The organism is Rheinheimera sp. B2H12 (genome assembly GCF_059620065.1).
This window is the reverse complement of the sequence record NZ_CM184363.1, coordinates 442,144-457,700: the sequence shown is the minus strand read 5'-3', so window position 1 is coordinate 457,700 and position 15,557 is coordinate 442,144. Positions and strand designations below refer to the sequence as shown.

General features: G+C 52.3%; 15 protein-coding genes. 9 read left to right on the top strand and 6 right to left on the bottom strand.

The window, feature by feature from the left end; all coding sequences use genetic code 11:
• Positions 1-24: 24 nt before the first annotated feature.
• Positions 25-948 (bottom strand): LysR family transcriptional regulator, encoded by a 924-nt coding sequence (locus AC53GJ_RS02035; protein WP_496730864.1) that lies wholly within the window; start codon positions 946-948, stop codon positions 25-27.
• 130 nt (positions 949-1,078) lie between these two features.
• On the opposite strand from AC53GJ_RS02035, the gene AC53GJ_RS02030 reads away from it, so the two are divergent.
• On the top strand, positions 1,079-1,351 hold the full coding sequence (locus AC53GJ_RS02030; RefSeq protein ID WP_496730863.1) for a DUF2798 domain-containing protein: 273 nt from the start codon (positions 1,079-1,081) through the stop codon (positions 1,349-1,351).
• Between the two features lie 44 nt (positions 1,352-1,395).
• Here the strand turns inward: AC53GJ_RS02030 and AC53GJ_RS02025 are convergent, their stop codons facing one another.
• The 3 genes from AC53GJ_RS02025 to AC53GJ_RS02015 all read right to left on the bottom strand — a co-directional run bounded on the left by AC53GJ_RS02025 (position 1,396) and on the right by AC53GJ_RS02015 (position 7,316).
• Positions 1,396-2,136, bottom strand: a complete 741-nt coding sequence (locus AC53GJ_RS02025) for an SDR family oxidoreductase (protein ID WP_496730862.1) — start codon at positions 2,134-2,136, stop codon at positions 1,396-1,398.
• The gene (locus tag AC53GJ_RS02020) at positions 2,133-4,991 is read right to left on the bottom strand and encodes a bifunctional diguanylate cyclase/phosphodiesterase (RefSeq protein WP_496730861.1); all 2,859 of its coding nucleotides are present in this window, start codon (positions 4,989-4,991) and stop codon (positions 2,133-2,135) included. Before AC53GJ_RS02020 ends, AC53GJ_RS02025 begins: the two co-directional genes overlap by 4 nt.
• Before the next feature lie 219 nt (positions 4,992-5,210).
• Positions 5,211-7,316 (bottom strand): bifunctional metallophosphatase/5'-nucleotidase, encoded by a 2,106-nt coding sequence (locus AC53GJ_RS02015; RefSeq protein WP_496730860.1) that lies wholly within the window; start codon positions 7,314-7,316, stop codon positions 5,211-5,213.
• A 237-nt stretch (positions 7,317-7,553) separates the two neighbouring features.
• On the opposite strand from AC53GJ_RS02015, the gene AC53GJ_RS02010 reads away from it, so the two are divergent.
• The 5 genes from AC53GJ_RS02010 to AC53GJ_RS01990 all read left to right on the top strand — a co-directional run bounded on the left by AC53GJ_RS02010 (position 7,554) and on the right by AC53GJ_RS01990 (position 10,889).
• On the top strand, positions 7,554-8,510 hold the full coding sequence (locus tag AC53GJ_RS02010; RefSeq protein WP_496730859.1) for a hypothetical protein: 957 nt from the start codon (positions 7,554-7,556) through the stop codon (positions 8,508-8,510).
• A 208-nt stretch (positions 8,511-8,718) separates the two neighbouring features.
• Complete coding sequence (locus tag AC53GJ_RS02005) at positions 8,719-9,375, top strand: energy transducer TonB (protein WP_496730858.1); 657 nt, start codon at positions 8,719-8,721, stop codon at positions 9,373-9,375.
• 19 nt (positions 9,376-9,394) lie between these two features.
• Entirely contained in the window at positions 9,395-10,147 is a 753-nt protein-coding gene (locus AC53GJ_RS02000) for a MotA/TolQ/ExbB proton channel family protein (protein ID WP_496730857.1), read from the top strand.
• A gap of 1 nt (position 10,148) precedes the next feature.
• Positions 10,149-10,562 (top strand): ExbD/TolR family protein, encoded by a 414-nt coding sequence (locus AC53GJ_RS01995; RefSeq protein ID WP_496730856.1) that lies wholly within the window; start codon positions 10,149-10,151, stop codon positions 10,560-10,562.
• Between the two features lie 99 nt (positions 10,563-10,661).
• Positions 10,662-10,889: a hypothetical protein gene (locus AC53GJ_RS01990; RefSeq protein WP_496730855.1), complete on the top strand. Its 228-nt coding sequence runs from the start codon at positions 10,662-10,664 to the stop codon at positions 10,887-10,889.
• A gap of 46 nt (positions 10,890-10,935) precedes the next feature.
• Here AC53GJ_RS01990 and AC53GJ_RS01985 read toward each other — a convergent pair whose 3' ends face one another.
• Positions 10,936-11,277 carry a zinc ribbon domain-containing protein YjdM gene (locus tag AC53GJ_RS01985; protein ID WP_496730854.1) on the bottom strand — a complete coding sequence of 114 codons (342 nt, stop codon included), beginning with the start codon at positions 11,275-11,277 and terminating at the stop codon, positions 10,936-10,938.
• A gap of 131 nt (positions 11,278-11,408) precedes the next feature.
• Between AC53GJ_RS01985 and arfB the strand changes: the two genes are divergently transcribed.
• The 3 genes from arfB (at position 11,409) to AC53GJ_RS01970 (ending at position 14,120) form a co-directional block, all read left to right on the top strand.
• The gene (arfB, locus tag AC53GJ_RS01980; RefSeq protein ID WP_496730852.1) at positions 11,409-11,828 is read left to right on the top strand and encodes an alternative ribosome rescue aminoacyl-tRNA hydrolase ArfB; all 420 of its coding nucleotides are present in this window, start codon (positions 11,409-11,411) and stop codon (positions 11,826-11,828) included.
• A gap of 323 nt (positions 11,829-12,151) precedes the next feature.
• On the top strand, positions 12,152-13,216 hold the full coding sequence (locus tag AC53GJ_RS01975; protein WP_496730851.1) for a sulfate/molybdate ABC transporter ATP-binding protein: 1,065 nt from the start codon (positions 12,152-12,154) through the stop codon (positions 13,214-13,216).
• A gap of 265 nt (positions 13,217-13,481) precedes the next feature.
• The gene (locus tag AC53GJ_RS01970) at positions 13,482-14,120 is read left to right on the top strand and encodes an NAD(P)H-dependent oxidoreductase (RefSeq protein ID WP_496730850.1); all 639 of its coding nucleotides are present in this window, start codon (positions 13,482-13,484) and stop codon (positions 14,118-14,120) included.
• Between the two features lie 63 nt (positions 14,121-14,183).
• Here the strand turns inward: AC53GJ_RS01970 and AC53GJ_RS01965 are convergent, their stop codons facing one another.
• Positions 14,184-15,551 carry a cytochrome P450 gene (locus AC53GJ_RS01965; protein ID WP_496730849.1) on the bottom strand — a complete coding sequence of 456 codons (1,368 nt, stop codon included), beginning with the start codon at positions 15,549-15,551 and terminating at the stop codon, positions 14,184-14,186.
• Between the last annotated feature and the right edge of the window lie 6 nt (positions 15,552-15,557).

Genomic DNA, 15,557 nt, shown 5'->3' with positions numbered 1-15,557 from the left:
TTCAGGAGCGAGTTGCGCTCACGGCTAAAGCCGCCACTGTAATGGGATTTGCTGTCGCAGATACTGGTAAAAGGCTTGTACTTTTGGCGTCAACTGATGCCGGTCTTGCACACAAAGATAAAATTCCAGCGGTTCAGCTTCGGCCTGTAAGGCGGTATCCGGCTCAAAGCGGAACAACTCAACCAGTTTGCCAGCCCGGAGCAGCGGCTCAGCCACAAAAGCGCCAAGTCTGGCGATACCTGCACCAGCCACCGCCATCGCAGCCAGCGCATCAATATCATCACTGATCATGGCAGTTTGTAGCTTGGGTTCAAAACTGACACCATGACGGATAAAACGCCAGGGTAGCAAACGGCCATGTCCTGGCAACCGGAATAACAGACATTGATGCGCTAGCAACTGTTCCGGCCGATCTGGTTTACCAACCCGCTGCAAATAAGCGGGGGCGGCACAAAACAACAGTGGCACCCGGGCCAGCGGTCGAGCGACCAGCCCATCTTCCAGCGTTTCTTTAATCCGGATACTGACATCAACCGCCTCTTTGATATGATCGACTCTGCGATCTGTGGTAATCAGCTCAGTGATAATCCTGGGGTACAGTTGCTGAAAACCCGGCAATGCTTTTGCCAACAAATGTCTGGCAAAAGCAGCGCTGGCCGCGACCGTTAAACGCCCACCAGGTGTCGCAGTGACAGCACTCACGGCCTGACCCGCGTCTTCCAGGTCCTGCAACAAAGTAACCACCCGGTCATAATACAACTGGCCTGATTCGGTCAGCGCCAGTTGACGGGTCGTTCGAACCAGTAATCGACAACCAAGCTGTTGTTCCAGCCTGGCAATATTCTGACTGGCAGCGGCAGCGCTGATACCAAGCTGACGACCAGCCGCTGCAATACTGCCGGTTTGTACCGCTTTAATCAGACACTGAATGCCTTTTAACGAATCCATAAGCCAATACGTGCCACCATAAAAGATTCGAAATATTAACTTACGACTGTAACCAGCTGCAACATTCTACTGAACCCCCAAGCAGTCTTTTATAATGCCGTCCTTACTTTGTTAAGCAGGAAACTTTCTGATGTCAGCTTCTCAAGCTCCAACCAAAGCACATCGCTTCAAGCTGCCAGCCCGTTATACGCCGCTGCTGTTTGCTTTTTACATGTCCGGCATTATGGCTTTGTTGATGACGTTGCTGATTACTGCACTCAATCGCGGTTTCAGCAGCGATTATCTGCGCCAGGTCTGGCAGGCTTATCAGGTTGCGATGCCCTGTGCTTTTACCGCTATTTTAATGGTACGGCCGCTGGTGATGCAGTTAGTGAAATATTCGATCCAGGCAGAGCGGAGTTAGTCAGGTGAGCACTGAAGCGCATGCTGAACACTCAGAGCTATCGGTTAACGACCACCCGCCACATCCAGCACAATGCCAGTGCTGTAAGCGGCTTGCTCCGACAGTAAAAAGGCGACCGCAGCTGCCACTTCGGCAGCAGTCCCGCCACGTTGCAGCGGGATCTGATGTTTTAGTCGTTCCACCCGGCCTGGTTCACCGCCATCGGCATGCATCTCGGTGTCAATAAAACCAGGGCGCACCACATTAACGCGAATGCCACGGCCGGCCAGTTCCAGTGCCAAGCCTTTGCTCAGCGTGTCGATACCGGCTTTGGCGGCAGCATAATCGACATACTCACCGGCTGAGCCGGTTCTGGCTGCGACTGAAGAAACATTCACAATAGCGGCGCCACTGCTAAAACGTCGGGCCGCCTCGCGGCAACATAAAAAACAACTTTGCAGATTATCGCTCAGCATTTGCTGAAAACGCGCCAGACTGATCTGCGCCAGTTGGCTTTGTGGCTGCAACCGGCCCGCATTGTTCACCAGATGGGTCACGGCGCCAAATTGCTGTTCAGCGCAGTCAAACAAGTGACAAACCGCCGCCTCCTGACTGACATCAGCGGCCACCGCGATAGCCCGGCCACCGGCAGCGGTGATCGCCGCAACAACAGCCCCAGCAGCAGCCTGTTGCTGCCGGTAGTTCACCACCACGGCATAACCCTGATATGCCAGTAATAAGGCTGTGGCAGCGCCAATACCCCGACTGGCGCCTGTCACTATCACCACTTTATCTTGGCTGTTCACGGCAACACCGCCAACGTAGGGGCAGGCTGCGACTGCTGCTGCACCCAAGGCTGCCAGGGCTGTGGTTTATGCAGCGCAAAGCCCTGGCCAAAACCAACGCCAAGCTCCTTCAGCAGTTGTTTCACCTGTCCGTCCGACACAAACTCAGCAATAGTATGTTTACCTAAGCTGATGGCAATTTCGGCGATGGCTTTGACCATGGCGTAATCGGTGGCATCCACCGCCATATTGCGGACAAAAGAACCGTCAATTTTGACAAAATCGACCGGCATATTTTTCAGGTAGGTAAAAGAGGACATGCCGGCACCAAAATCGTCCAGCGAAAAACGACAGCCAATCTGCCGCAACGTCTGAATAAAACGGTCAGCGCTCGCCATATTGGTCACTGCGGCGGTCTCGGTAATTTCAAAACAGACTTTGGCCGGTGGCACTGCACTGCGGGCAAACCGCTGCAGGATATGTTGCAATAAATTATCATCCCCCAGCGACAAACCAGACAAATTAATCGCGACTTTTTCCAGTTGCGCCACATGGTGCGGCTGTTGCTCCAGCCCATCCAGCACCTGATTAAACACCCAGCGATCAATCGCCTGCATCAGGCCAAACCGCTCCGCCAGCGGAATAAACACCGCCGGACTTAACATCTGCCCATGCGCATCACTAAGTCGCAGCAGGATTTCATAATGATGCCCCTGGCCCTGGCCCTGCAGCGGCACTATCGACTGGAAGTACAGCTCAAACTGATTTAAATCTATGGCCTGCTGTATTTTACTGACCAGATTCAGCTCGTTTTGCCGATGGTTCAGCTCAGCAGCATCGGTATCGACTACCTGATAACGATTACGCCCCGCAGTGCGGGCAAAATAACAGGCGCTATCGGCCGCTTTCAGAATTTCCACTGTATTTTGCGTCTGGCCACGCAGTTGCAGCACCCCAATACTGGCACCTATGGTAAAGACTTTATTTTCCCAGCTAAAACGAAACGCCTGAATACGTTCAAATAACAGCTGCAGGCGTTGCTCGGCCTGGGCCAGGTTAATGCCAGTATAAATCAGACAAAATTCATCCCCCCCCAGCCGTGCCAGCATATCGCCAGGCGCCAAATCAGTGGCAAGAATGTTGGCGGCACTGCGCAGCAGCTCGTCACCGGCTAAATGACCACAGGAGTCGTTGACCAGCTTAAACTGGTCCATATCGATATAACAGAGGATGGCCGGCACCGCATCCGCCAACAATTGTTTCAGGCGGAGATCAAAAGCATACCGATTCAGCAGACCTGTCAGTTGATCATGATCGGCCTGAAAGCGGATTTTTTGCTGCAGTGCCAGCTCAGCAGTCACATCGCGGCCTATGCCTTCAATGGCCAGCACTTGCCCTTGGTCATCCAGCATGGGCCGTTCGCGGTATTCAATAACTTTGGGATGCTGCGTTGCATCCAGATACTCAATCATATAAGGCGCCGGCGTGTGGCCTTGTTGCAACAACAGCCGGATCTGCGCCATATTGGCCGGCTCCTGCCGCACATAACGCTGATGATGCTGACAAAAATCAGCCGGCTGATAACCCAGGATCTGTTGCACACTATTGGAAATAAAATCGATTTGCCCCGCCGTCGTCATCCGGTAAATAAAATGACCATCGATACCTTCAATTAAACGCCGATATTTTTCTTCATTGATTTTCAGCAGTTGCTCTTCTGTTTTACGCACTGTGATATCACGTAATGTCACCGCCAGCCCTTCACCAGCCCGCACCACTTGCACCCGCAACCACTTTGCAAATAACAACGGCGAATCGAGCGCGACCACAGTTTCAAACGGCTGACCGCGATGGAACACTTGTTGACAAGCTGACCAGAAGGCATCACTACCCAGTGCCTGACACTGTTGCTTTAAAGTCAACTGCAACAAATGCTGCCCCGCCGGTTGCAGCAACAACGGCACTCTGGCATTGGTATGTTTTAATTTAAAATCAGCGGTCGCACCGCTCTGTGGGCTGTATAAGGCTATCGCATCCAGCGAGGCATTGGCGGCTGCCAGATACATTTGCTGGTGAGCGGATAACTGTTGTTCGCGGCGTAAATGACGGTATAACAATAAACTCATCATCAGGGCTGAGCTGATACCGATCAACAGCACCAGCAAAGCACTGTGTAAGCCTTGCTGCCGGGACTGGATCACAAATAACCAGTCGCGGCCGGCAAAACTCAAATGTTGCTCCACCACGGGCGCAGCTAAATCCAGCTCGCCATGTTTAAATAATAATCTTTGTTGGTCCAGCAGATAAAAACTCAGGTTATCACTGACCAGCTCCCCGACCAGCACCAGTAAAATTTCATCCAGGTCGAAGCTGGCCGCGACCACGCCTTTGGCCGGGTTGCGATCGTCAATCACTTTGGCAATCACTGCATATTGATGATTATCCTGCAAATAGAAGCCTGTGCTGAACTGCATTTTACCTACAGGCACCGCCGCCAGGCCCATCACGGTCAGCGACTGTCCAAGCCTGTGCTGCCGATTGGTTTTATCGATACTCCACTGCATGCGCAATTGCGGATCGGCCAGTACTATATCTTTAAAACCAGGCAACACCTTCGCCAGGGTATTGGCGCGAACGTTAAACCAGTCTATCGGGTTGGCGTGATAGACCGGCCAGCTCGCCAACAAGTCATCAATAGCGCGTAAACGGTCAGCAGAAAATACTTCCAGATTGCTGCTAATTTGATGGGCGATAATCGAGGCTTTACTGCTGTTGGAACGGTGTTCAATCAATTGGATATAAGAGGCAAGACCAGCGCTGAATAAAGTCAGCACACAAAACAACAACACCGGCAGTGTGTAAATACGCCCCAACATCACCTGACATCCTTTGTAAAGCTGATAATTTATGCCGCGCAGGCGACAGATTTATGACAATTAGCCTCATCCGTCAAGACTTTCACTCACAAAGCTGCTGCTTTAACGGGATTTTGCCAAACACCGCGGCAACTGCTGAAAAAACCGCCTGCAATGCAAATGAAAGCGCTACCACGACGGTCGCAAACCTTGCGCCTGTGGCCGCCACCTCGCGCAGCTTTACAGTGCGGCTTGCCGGCGGAATGTCACCAGCGGCGGCAATAATTGCTGCAGGCGCTCCGGCTGGAACCGAATATAATCCAGCAGCGCCTGATTTTGCACACCACAACGCAGCTCAGCCTGGCCACTCTGACAATTCAGCGTTTTACCCGGCTGATACTGCGGCTGGTATTGCGCCTGATACTGCACTTTGTGCTGTGCCGCCGGCTCCGCAGCATTGGCCAGCACGAGGCGACGCAATGGAAAAGGTTGCAACTGACCGGCGACAAAAGCTAAATCAATCCGGTCTGTGCCGGCGAGCTGAGCTTGTGCCAGCGCGCCCCAGCCATCATTGCCATCGGCTAAATACTGAGTCGTGGCCAGTCGGTACTGCATTTCGTCTTCAATTGGCAACCACTGATCCTGCTGCAGCCATTCAAGCTGGCTGAAACTGAGTTGCCCGTCCGGGCCGACCAGCGCCTGATAGCGTAGTCCGGCGCCATAAGGAAATTTGCCGCTATGTGCTCCTGGTGCAATAGTGGCCGCAATAGTCTGTTGCAACAGCTGTTTAAGCGTTTTACCGCTCACCGTCAATAAGCTGACCGAGGTCTGATAAGGCAGAATTTCCAATAACACATGACCTTCGCGCACAGCGCCAGCCGCCAGACTGCTACGGATACTGCCAGCAGCGACTAAGGCGATATCGGCGGCGCGGCCGGTTTGCGCCTGAATATCAGCGCGATTGACGTACTGTAACAAGCTATCAGCCACCAGCGGTGCCAGCTCTGAACCATGCTCTGAACTGCCTTGTTCGCCAGGCTGGCGCACATGCATAAAGCTACGCCCAGCGATCGCCAGCACCGGGCCATACCTTTGTTCAACTGCCGGTTTGTAATGTTGATCCAGTCGTTGCCGGATATCGCTCGCTTCGGCCACAATCCGGGTACGTGGTAAAGCCGCCACTGCACTCAGCAACTGCGGATCGGTCAACCGCTCCGACTCACTGCGACTGGCAGCGCGGAAGAAGTCAGCACTCGCCAGCAGCGTATTCTCGCCCTGACAAAGGCTGATCTGGCCTTGTTGATCAAACTCCAACTCCAGCTTGCCAAGCGCCTGGGCAAACTGACCGGCCTGCACCACACAAGCCGGACTTTGCCGCGGCTGACCAGTACTCAGGCTGCGGATTTGTTCGGCATAAGGCGGTTGTACACCCAGACCCCAGGCGCTGAAATCGCCCAGCAAGCTATGGGAATGGCCACCGACTATCACATCAATACCGTCCACTGCAGCGGCGATGGTTAAATCACGCTGGTGCCCCAGATGGGTCAGCGCAATCACCCGCTCAATGCCATGTTGTTTCAGCTGCGCTATTAACTGCCGTGCGCTGTCAATTTCATCCTGAAACTGCAGGGCGCCGGTCTGCGTTGATAAGTTTTTCATATCCTGCAATGCCAGCCCAAACACGGCAACTACTCTTGCTGGCTGTTGCACCTGCGCCAGTGTCACAGGCTGGGCGCGCTGCTGTTGATCAATTTCAAACAATACATAAGGCTGGATCAAACCAGCCGGTAATGCTGGCTCTGCTGTGGTATCCAGATTCGCAGCCAACAACGGGAACTGATTGGCACGGGCAAAACTGGCCAATTCTGCCACCCCTAAATCAAATTCATGATTGCCAAGCGCCATCGCATCCAGTTGCAACCGGTTGAGCATATCGCTGTTAATAGCCGCGCCAAATTCTTCAAAATAACCGCTGCCCTTAAACGCATCACCACCATGTAAAAATAACAACGGCTTAGCTTGTTGTGCTGCCTGTTGCCGCCATTGCCTGGCCAGCGTCGCGACCCGGCCGTGGCCGCCAATATAGGTATAAAGCGGCTGCGATTGGCCAGCAAGCTGCACTGTCGCCGGATCGGCGTCAAAGTGCGAGTGCGTGTCGTTGATATGCAATAAGGTCAAGGAGCGCAAGGCAGAGTCTGGTGCTAGCTGGGTACTGCAACTGAACTGACTGCATAGCAAAAGCAATAAAGCGGCCCGCCAGCCAGGGCTCAGGCGTGATGTTGGCGCAGCAGCTAAGTTGCCCGCAACCGGGTGAAGTGATGAAAACAAGTGCAGATGCGCTGCCATGCGAGGTCGTCCGAAGTCAAAACTGCAGCATAATGCCCGCCAGCTCAGGCCGCAAGCGGCTTTGCGCTGAGTTGGTCTGCAACACAGTTTAATTTCGCCAGCTGAATCGCCTGCTGTTTTAACCTGCTTGAATCATTCAGTGCACTGTTATCGAAAAAATTCATTTAAATTTGGATGGCCAGCCATCCAAACATCTGTATACTTAGCCGTAATTTCATCCAGCAAGCAGTGTTGATCATGGCGTTATCTTTAAAGCAAAAAATTACCGATCCTAGCCAAGGGGTATACCTGATTGGCACCACTCCGCCAAAAGCCGGTACTGCGGTCGATAAAACTGAGCGCATCGCAAAAAAACTGCTGGCGCGGCTGAATGAAGTGGAATACGACGGCCTGATTATTTATGACATTCAGGATGAAAGCAGCCGAGTGAGCAGTGAACGGCCTTTCCCGTTTCAACAGACACTGGATCCCAGAGCTTACAGCCAGATCCTGCGCCAATTGGCACGGCGTGACGTGATTACTTATAAAAGTGTGGCACAGCGTGATGCCGCGGAATTTCAGCACTGGCTTGGCGAAACCAAAACAGAGTATCAGTTGGATAATCTGGTGCTGGTTGGCAGCCCATCGTCCAATGGCACCATTAAACTCAGCCTGAGCGACGCTTATCAGCAACTGGCCAGCTCAGCACAGTGTTTTTATCTGGGCGGGGTCGCTATTGCCGAACGTCATGCGCAAAAAGGCAACGAACATCAGCGGCTGATCGAAAAAGCGCACCAGGGTTGTCAGTTTTTTATTTCGCAAGCTGTTTACAACGCCCAGGCCACTATTGATTTACTCACCAGCTACGCCCGCAGTTGTAAGCAACAAGGTCTGACGCCACAACGCATCATTCTGACCTTTACCCCCTGTGGCGGTGAACAAACACTGGATTTTATGCAATGGCTTGGCATTTCAGTGCCAGAGGCCAGTCGTTATCGCATTCTGGATGCCGACCATCCGCTGCATGAATCGATTAAAATCTGCCGTGACAACCTGCAGCAAATTCTGCAGCATTGTGCCAATTTAGACTTACCACTGGGACTGAACGTCGAAAGTCTGACCAACCGAAAAGAAGAAATTGATGCATCGATCCGGCTGTTCCGCTTATTAAAAGCGACGATGGAACTGCATCTGGCGGAAAAACAAGTCGCTTAGCGCCGCTGTGTTCAGCGCGGCACTTGCCAGAACCGGCCCCATAACCCAGTGCCGGACTGGCGTGATGCCATGCTTTAAAGCCGGCCAGAAAGATTTATCACCTTGCTCAACAAAAGCACTATCATGTCAGCATTGAAAATGAGATAATACGAACTATTATCATATAGCTTTATATCAGCATTGGCTTAGCCATGGCTGTGGAATACATGTGGACAGATTTGCCCGTCAGCATATTGTGATTTTGTGTATCGTCATTGCCGTCCACCTGGCAGGTCTGGCCGTCGCGATGGCCGTCAGCACCACACCAGTTGCTGAAACCATCACGCCGCCTCCGATGATGGCGGTCCTGATCAGCACGCCCAAAGCAGAGCCTGCGCCACAGCCGGTGAAGGTTAAACCGGTTGAACCGGTCAAACCTGTCGCGAAAGTGCGGCCTAAGCCGGTTGCCAAACCTAAACCAATAGCAAAAGCACCACCGTCAGAACGTGCCGTGCAGGCACCGCCAGAGCCGCCGGTCAAAACCGTGGCGAAAACACCAGCGCCCACCGCCAGTAAACCGGTCAAAGCCCAGCCGGCACCAGTGCAACCGCCTTCGGCTGCAGCGAAGGGGTTACAAAACCGGGCGCCGGTTTATCCGCAGATGTCACGCAAGAAAAAAGAACAAGGCATTGTCTGGTTACTGTTGGAAGTGAAAGCCGATGGCACTGTGGGTGATATCAGCATCAAACAAAGCAGCGGTTTTAGCCGGCTGGATCAGGCAGCCCGCCAGGCGGTAAAAAAGTGGCAGTTTGAGCCTGCCAGGCAAAACGGTAAAGCCATTGATTTCTGGTATGAAATGCCAGTGAATTTTTCTCTGAATCCATAACTTTTGATTGAGGTCCAGCATGATTGAACAAAACCCTTATGGCATTGCTGCATTGTGGGCACAAGGTGATGGCGTGATTAAAGGCGTCGCCCTGGTCCTGCTGATCATGTCCGTCGCCTCCTGGTGTGTGATCCTGATCCGCGCCCGCCATTTATGGCAACTGCAAAAAGTCGCCCACGCCAGCCGTGATTTCTGGCATGCGCAAAGTTTTGCCCAGGGTCTGCAGATTTTATCTGCTGCCAATGCCCAGCACAGCAGCAGAGCTAATCCGTTCCGCTTTCTGGCCGATGAAGGTCAGGCGGCATTAGACCACCACAGCACCCACCAGGACGATTTACATGGTCATCTGCCGCTATCCGACTGGCTGACCTCCACCTTAAAAGGTGCGATTGAAGAAAGTGCCGAACAAATGCAAAAAGGCCTGGCCGTGCTGGCATCTGTCGGCTCAACCGCGCCTTTTGTTGGTTTATTTGGCACTGTCTGGGGTATTTACCATGCATTGGTCGGCATTGGTGCCAGCGGCCAGGCCAGTATTGATAAAGTGGCAGGCCCGGTCGGTGAAGCCTTAATTATGACGGCTTTTGGTTTGGCGGTGGCAATCCCGGCCGTGCTGGCTTACAACGCGCTCAACCGTGGCAACAAAGGCATCATCAGTAAATTAAACCGCTTTGCCTTTCAGTTGCATGCTTATTTCCTGACGGGCGCCGCCCCAAAATCAGCCCAGCAACGGGCAGAGGCCGCTCAGGTCACTGCTATCCGTAAAGGAGTCTGAGATGGCGTTTGGCGGCGATTTTGAGTCTCAGGATGAAGTGATGAGCGAAATCAACATGACGCCGCTGGTCGATGTCATGTTGGTATTACTGATTATTTTTATTATTACCGTGCCGGTGCTGACACACAGCGTCAATGTCGATTTACCCCGCGCCAGTAATGTGCCGAATGAAGTCAAACCCAGCACAGTGCAACTGGCGGTGAATGCGCAAGGCGAAGTGTTCTGGAATGAACGTAAAGTCAGTCCGGAACAACTGGCTGCCGAGCTGAAAACGGCAGCGGCGGCACAACCGCAACCGGAAATTCATCTGCGCGGTGATCGCACTGTGGCTTATGAACATGTGGTCAAAACCATGGCCGCAGTGCAAAGCGCTGGCATTCTGAAACTGGGTTTTGTCACTGAACCCGCGCCATAACGGCATGCACACGACATAGCCTGTTACAGATTTTTGCTGTCAGCATGGTCAAAGTGCGATAATCTCATGGCTTCATTTAGTGAATTGTCGGGGTGTAGAATGGCAGAACAAGGTTCAGGCGGTAATGTAATTGCAGCCTTATGTAATATTCCGTTTCCGGGGCTGGGACAGCTGGTTCAGGGTCGGTTACTGGCCGCTATCCTGTTTTTTGTCACTTGTGCTGTCGGTTATTTTCTGTGGTTTTTAATAGTCCCAGCGATTCTGGCCGGGCTGGTGCATTTGTGGGCCATTCTGGATGCCGCCACTTACCGCAGCCGTTCCTATTAAGTTTGTGCACGCCAGCGGGGTCAGTCCGACCCCGCCTGGCACGGCTTTAAACTTTTTTCACAAACTCTGATTTCAGTTTCATCGCACCAAAACCATCAATTTTACAGTCGATATCGTGATCGCCTTCCACCAGACGAATGCTTTTGACTTTAGTGCCAATTTTCACCACCAGCGATGACCCCTTCACTTTTAAGTCTTTAATCACGGTGACAGTATCGCCATCCTGCAATGGATTGCCAGCGGCATCGCGGATCACTTTTGCGCTGTCAGCAGCTTCAGAAACAGCGCCTGGCTGCCATTCATGGCCGCATTCAGGGCACACCAGTTGGATACCGTCTTCATAGGCAAAAGCGGAATTACATTGTGGACAAGGTGGTAATTGTGACATTAGAGGTATCCTCAACAGGGGGAAAGATTCACTTACCCATAAAAAAAGTGTGGCATTATAGCCGCTGTCAGCGAAACTGGCTGCAATTTCTCGGTTGATCTGGCAGGATCAGCTTTTTTCAGGAGTATTCCATGCTTGAAATCAGCCCCGGTATCCGGCTTGATGCCGCTGAACTTGACTGGCAGGCCATTCGTGCCAGCGGGCCTGGCGGCCAGCATGTCAATAAGACCTCCACCGCAGTGCAGTTGATGTTTGATATCCGTGCATCTTCGTTGCCGGAGTTTTACAAAACAGCGTTATTGGCGCGTGCCGATCATAGGATTACCGCCTCAGGTAAAATTATTATCAAAAGCCAGCAAAGCCGCAGCCAGGAAATGAATCGCTCGGCAGCACTGACCCAACTGATCCAACTGATCCAAAGTGCCGGTCAGGTGCAAAAAAAGCGTCATGCCACTAAACCAACCTATGGCAGTCAACAACGCCGGCTCGATAGCAAAAAACAACGCAGCGGCACTAAATCCCTGCGCCAGCAAAAAATTTCCGCCGACTAATCTCATCTGCCGCTTAGATATCAGTTATTCATTACTTTCAGTTATAACCTTGCTACTAAAAAGTATTTAAAGTTATTAACAGCCTCTGTTGTAATGCGCATCAGGCATATAGATGTCTAGATGAGGTAGCAATGACAATGCAATCCTGGCAAATCTGGCTGCAGCAGTGGCTGATCCAGTTGGAACAGCGTATGGCAACCGCAGAGCTTGGCGCCATCGCCAGTGCTGAGCAGCCCCTTGTTAGCTTGGCTAGAGCAGCAGACAGTCACCGATGAATGATGACGGTATATCGCGACTAACCGCGGTCCCGCCACGAGGTAAACATGAGTATTCAGGTCGAACAGGTACGGAAAAATTTTGGTGATTTTGTCGCCGTGGATAATGTCAGTTTATCTATTCAGAGCGGCGAGTTGACCGCCCTGCTCGGCCCATCTGGTTCAGGTAAAACTACGTTATTACGCTTGATTGCCGGTTTGGAACAAACCGATTCAGGCCGGATTATTTTTCATGGTGAAGACATCAGTCATCAGCATGTCAGTGAGCGGGGTGTCGGTTTTGTGTTCCAGCACTACGCTTTATTTAAAAACATGACAGTGTTTGAAAATGTGGCCTTTGGCCTGACTGTCAAGCCACGCAAATTCAGACCATCGGCTGCACAAATCAAACAAAAAGTGCATCGTTTACTGGAACTGGTGCAGTTAGATTGGACCGCCGATCGTTATCCATCGCAACTGTCCGGTGGTCAGCGGCAGCGGATCGCGCTCGCGCGGGCACTGGCCGTTGAACCCAAAGTGCTGTTGCTGGATGAGCCTTTTGGCGCTTTAGACGCCAAGGTTCGGGCTGAACTGCGGCGTTGGCTGCGACGGTTGCATGATGAAATTCATGTCACCAGTGTATTTGTTACCCATGATCAGGAAGAAGCGCTGGAAGTGGCGGATCGCATCGTGGTGATGAACAAAGGCCGAATTGAACAGGACGGCACGCCGGAACAAGTGTATGACAACCCGGCCAACCCTTTTGTCTATGAATTTTTGGGCACAGTGAATTTATTCCATGCCAGAGTGCGGCACGGCGATACCCTGGTGAACACCAATAGCAGCGATCAGCCGGCCAGTCAGGCCGACGTCGAGTTACCGGGTTTTGCCTACGTCCGGCCACATGAAATTGAGGTGGTGTTACAGGCTGAAACCGACACTATTGCTGCCAGCCTGGAGCTGATCACTGTGGTCGGTCCGGTGGTACGACTGGAACTGCAGGCGGATGGTGCAGAGCGGGTGGTCCATGTCGAACTCAGTAAAGAGCAGTTCAAAAAACTGGGGCTGTCCGTCGGGCAACAAGTATTTCTGAAACCACGTTACAGCAGAGTATTTTTAGGCGAAGGCATTTAATTCCGCCCACAGCGTCTCCAGATCTGCCAGGCTGCCAGCGCTGGCCTATTAAGTGCCAACCCGTTGCCTGCATCTTCAGGCATGAAAAGGAACCAGCAGCACCCTGATCCCTGTCCCGGTTATTTTGCCGGGTACAGGATTTGTTCCATGCACGAAGCCAGCCGCCAGTTGAACTGCAGATCAAAGCTGTTGCCCAACATCTGTTGTTGGCCAAGGTCGGGTCAGCAACAAGCTGAAGGCCTGGCGAGCTATGAGAGAATTTGCAATGTCTGATGTATTAAAACATTTAAACTGGCGTTATGCCGCGAAAAAAATGGATGCCAGCAAAGCCGTCCCAACCGAAGTGGTAGACACCATTCTGGAATCGATCCGTCTGAGCGCCAGCTCCAGTGGCTTACAGCCGTATGAAGTGTTAGTGGTCACCAATACTGAGCTGAAAGCACAAATCAAACCCCATGCCTGGAATCAGGATCAGGTGACTGATTGTTCCCACTTGCTCGTGTTCGCCGCCTGGGACAATTACACCGCCGATCGGATTAACCAAATGTTTGATCTGGTCAACACTGTGCGTGGTTTCCGCAATGAAGGCTGGGAAAATTACCGTCAGCAACTGCTGAGTATTTACCCGCAACGGGATGCCCAGACCAATTTTGAACACGCCGCCCGTCAGGCTTATATTGGTTTGGGTTCAGCCTTAATTACCGCTGCGGAACAACAGGTTGACTGTACGCCGATGGAAGGTTTTGTGCCTGAGCAAGTGGATGAAATTTTACAACTGCGTCAGCGTGGCCTGCGCTCTGTGGTGATGTTACCGCTGGGTTATCGTGCCGCCGAGGGTGACTGGCTGGTCAATCTGGCCAAAGTACGCCGCAGCCGCGAGCAGTTTATTACTGAAATCAACTAACTGAACAAGGTTGGACCCGATGCGCAGCTTGGGCCCAACCCTGCCAGCTGCTGGAGGCTCAGCTTAGGTCGGTTGCCAGCATAACGGGTAATGTTCCGGAAATGGCCCGGGCCGATCCGGAAAATACTCGGCATTGACATAACTGATATCGGCTTTGCTCTGGATGTTATCCAGCAACAGTACTTGTTTGACCATTTCCGGGATCAACTGCATGCCGACATATTTACCCAGACACTGATGCGGACCATAACCAAACACAAAGTTATGATTGACATCCCGCTGCGGATTAAATGTTTCAGGCTGCTGATAAGCATAAGGATCAAACATCGCTGACTGGGTAAGTAACCGGACGATAGTGCCCTTTTTCAGCCGGGTCTGATAATTCGTCCCCAGGCCAATGTCACAATCGGCAGCGGTTTTGCGGAAAATATCCGGACTGATGGGGACAAACCTGAGTGCTTCCCACACCATAGCATCAAAGCCTGCCACATCATCCTGCCGCGCCAACGCTTTGGCCTGCTGTAATAACTCCGGCCTTTGCAGAAAAAATTGCACCGTTTGTGCCACCGCTTGTGAGGTGGTTTCAATAGCACCAATCAGTAAACCGCCAGCATTCACCCCAACCCGCAGCAAGGGAAAATCGACACTGCTGGCAAACTGTGATTTCACCATCCGCTCGACCATCGTATCCCGGTGCGGCGGCATGGTCAGGCCCAACAAACGGCTCAGCAATATTGCCGGCGGTTTTAACAGTAATTGCAACCAGCCTTTCAGCCGTGCTGATACCACTTTACGCGCCATCAGCACCGCAATATAAGCCTGCAATTCTTCCGAGACTTTCGCATGTTCGCTGATAATCAACTGGTAATCCTGATCGGATAACAAATCAATCGGCTGATTGTGAAACGCGTCGTACTGATTCCAGTACGACCAGCGGATTAAATCCTGCTTATCCGACCCATCCAAGCCAAAATACTGTTGTACCAGCAACACCGGCACCAACCGGCAATACTGATTGACCAGTTCAATCTCACCAGCGGCCTGTTGCAACACTGTGGCGGCGTTTTTCGCCACTTGCTGCCGTACTGCCGGTAAATCGTCGCGATTGAGCAAACCCTGCATCAGCGATTTTTCCCGGTAATGTAAGGCATCATCATCATGCGCCATCAGATAACCGGCGTCAGTGGCGGTCACCCCCATCTTGGCTTTGTACAAATCAACAGTGAAGCTTTGTGGCAACTGCAGCAGATCGGCGACATCGACATAATTCGCCACGAGCGTGCAGACCGGCGTCTGCAACACCGGCCGCTCTGCTCTGAGCTGGGCAAAAAATGCCAGTCGCGCTGGACTTTGGATCCAGCTTTGTACCAGCGGGTACTGACACTCTGGCGCTGCGGCATCAAATTCGGCTAAAAAATTCCGGCTTGGCATAGGCTC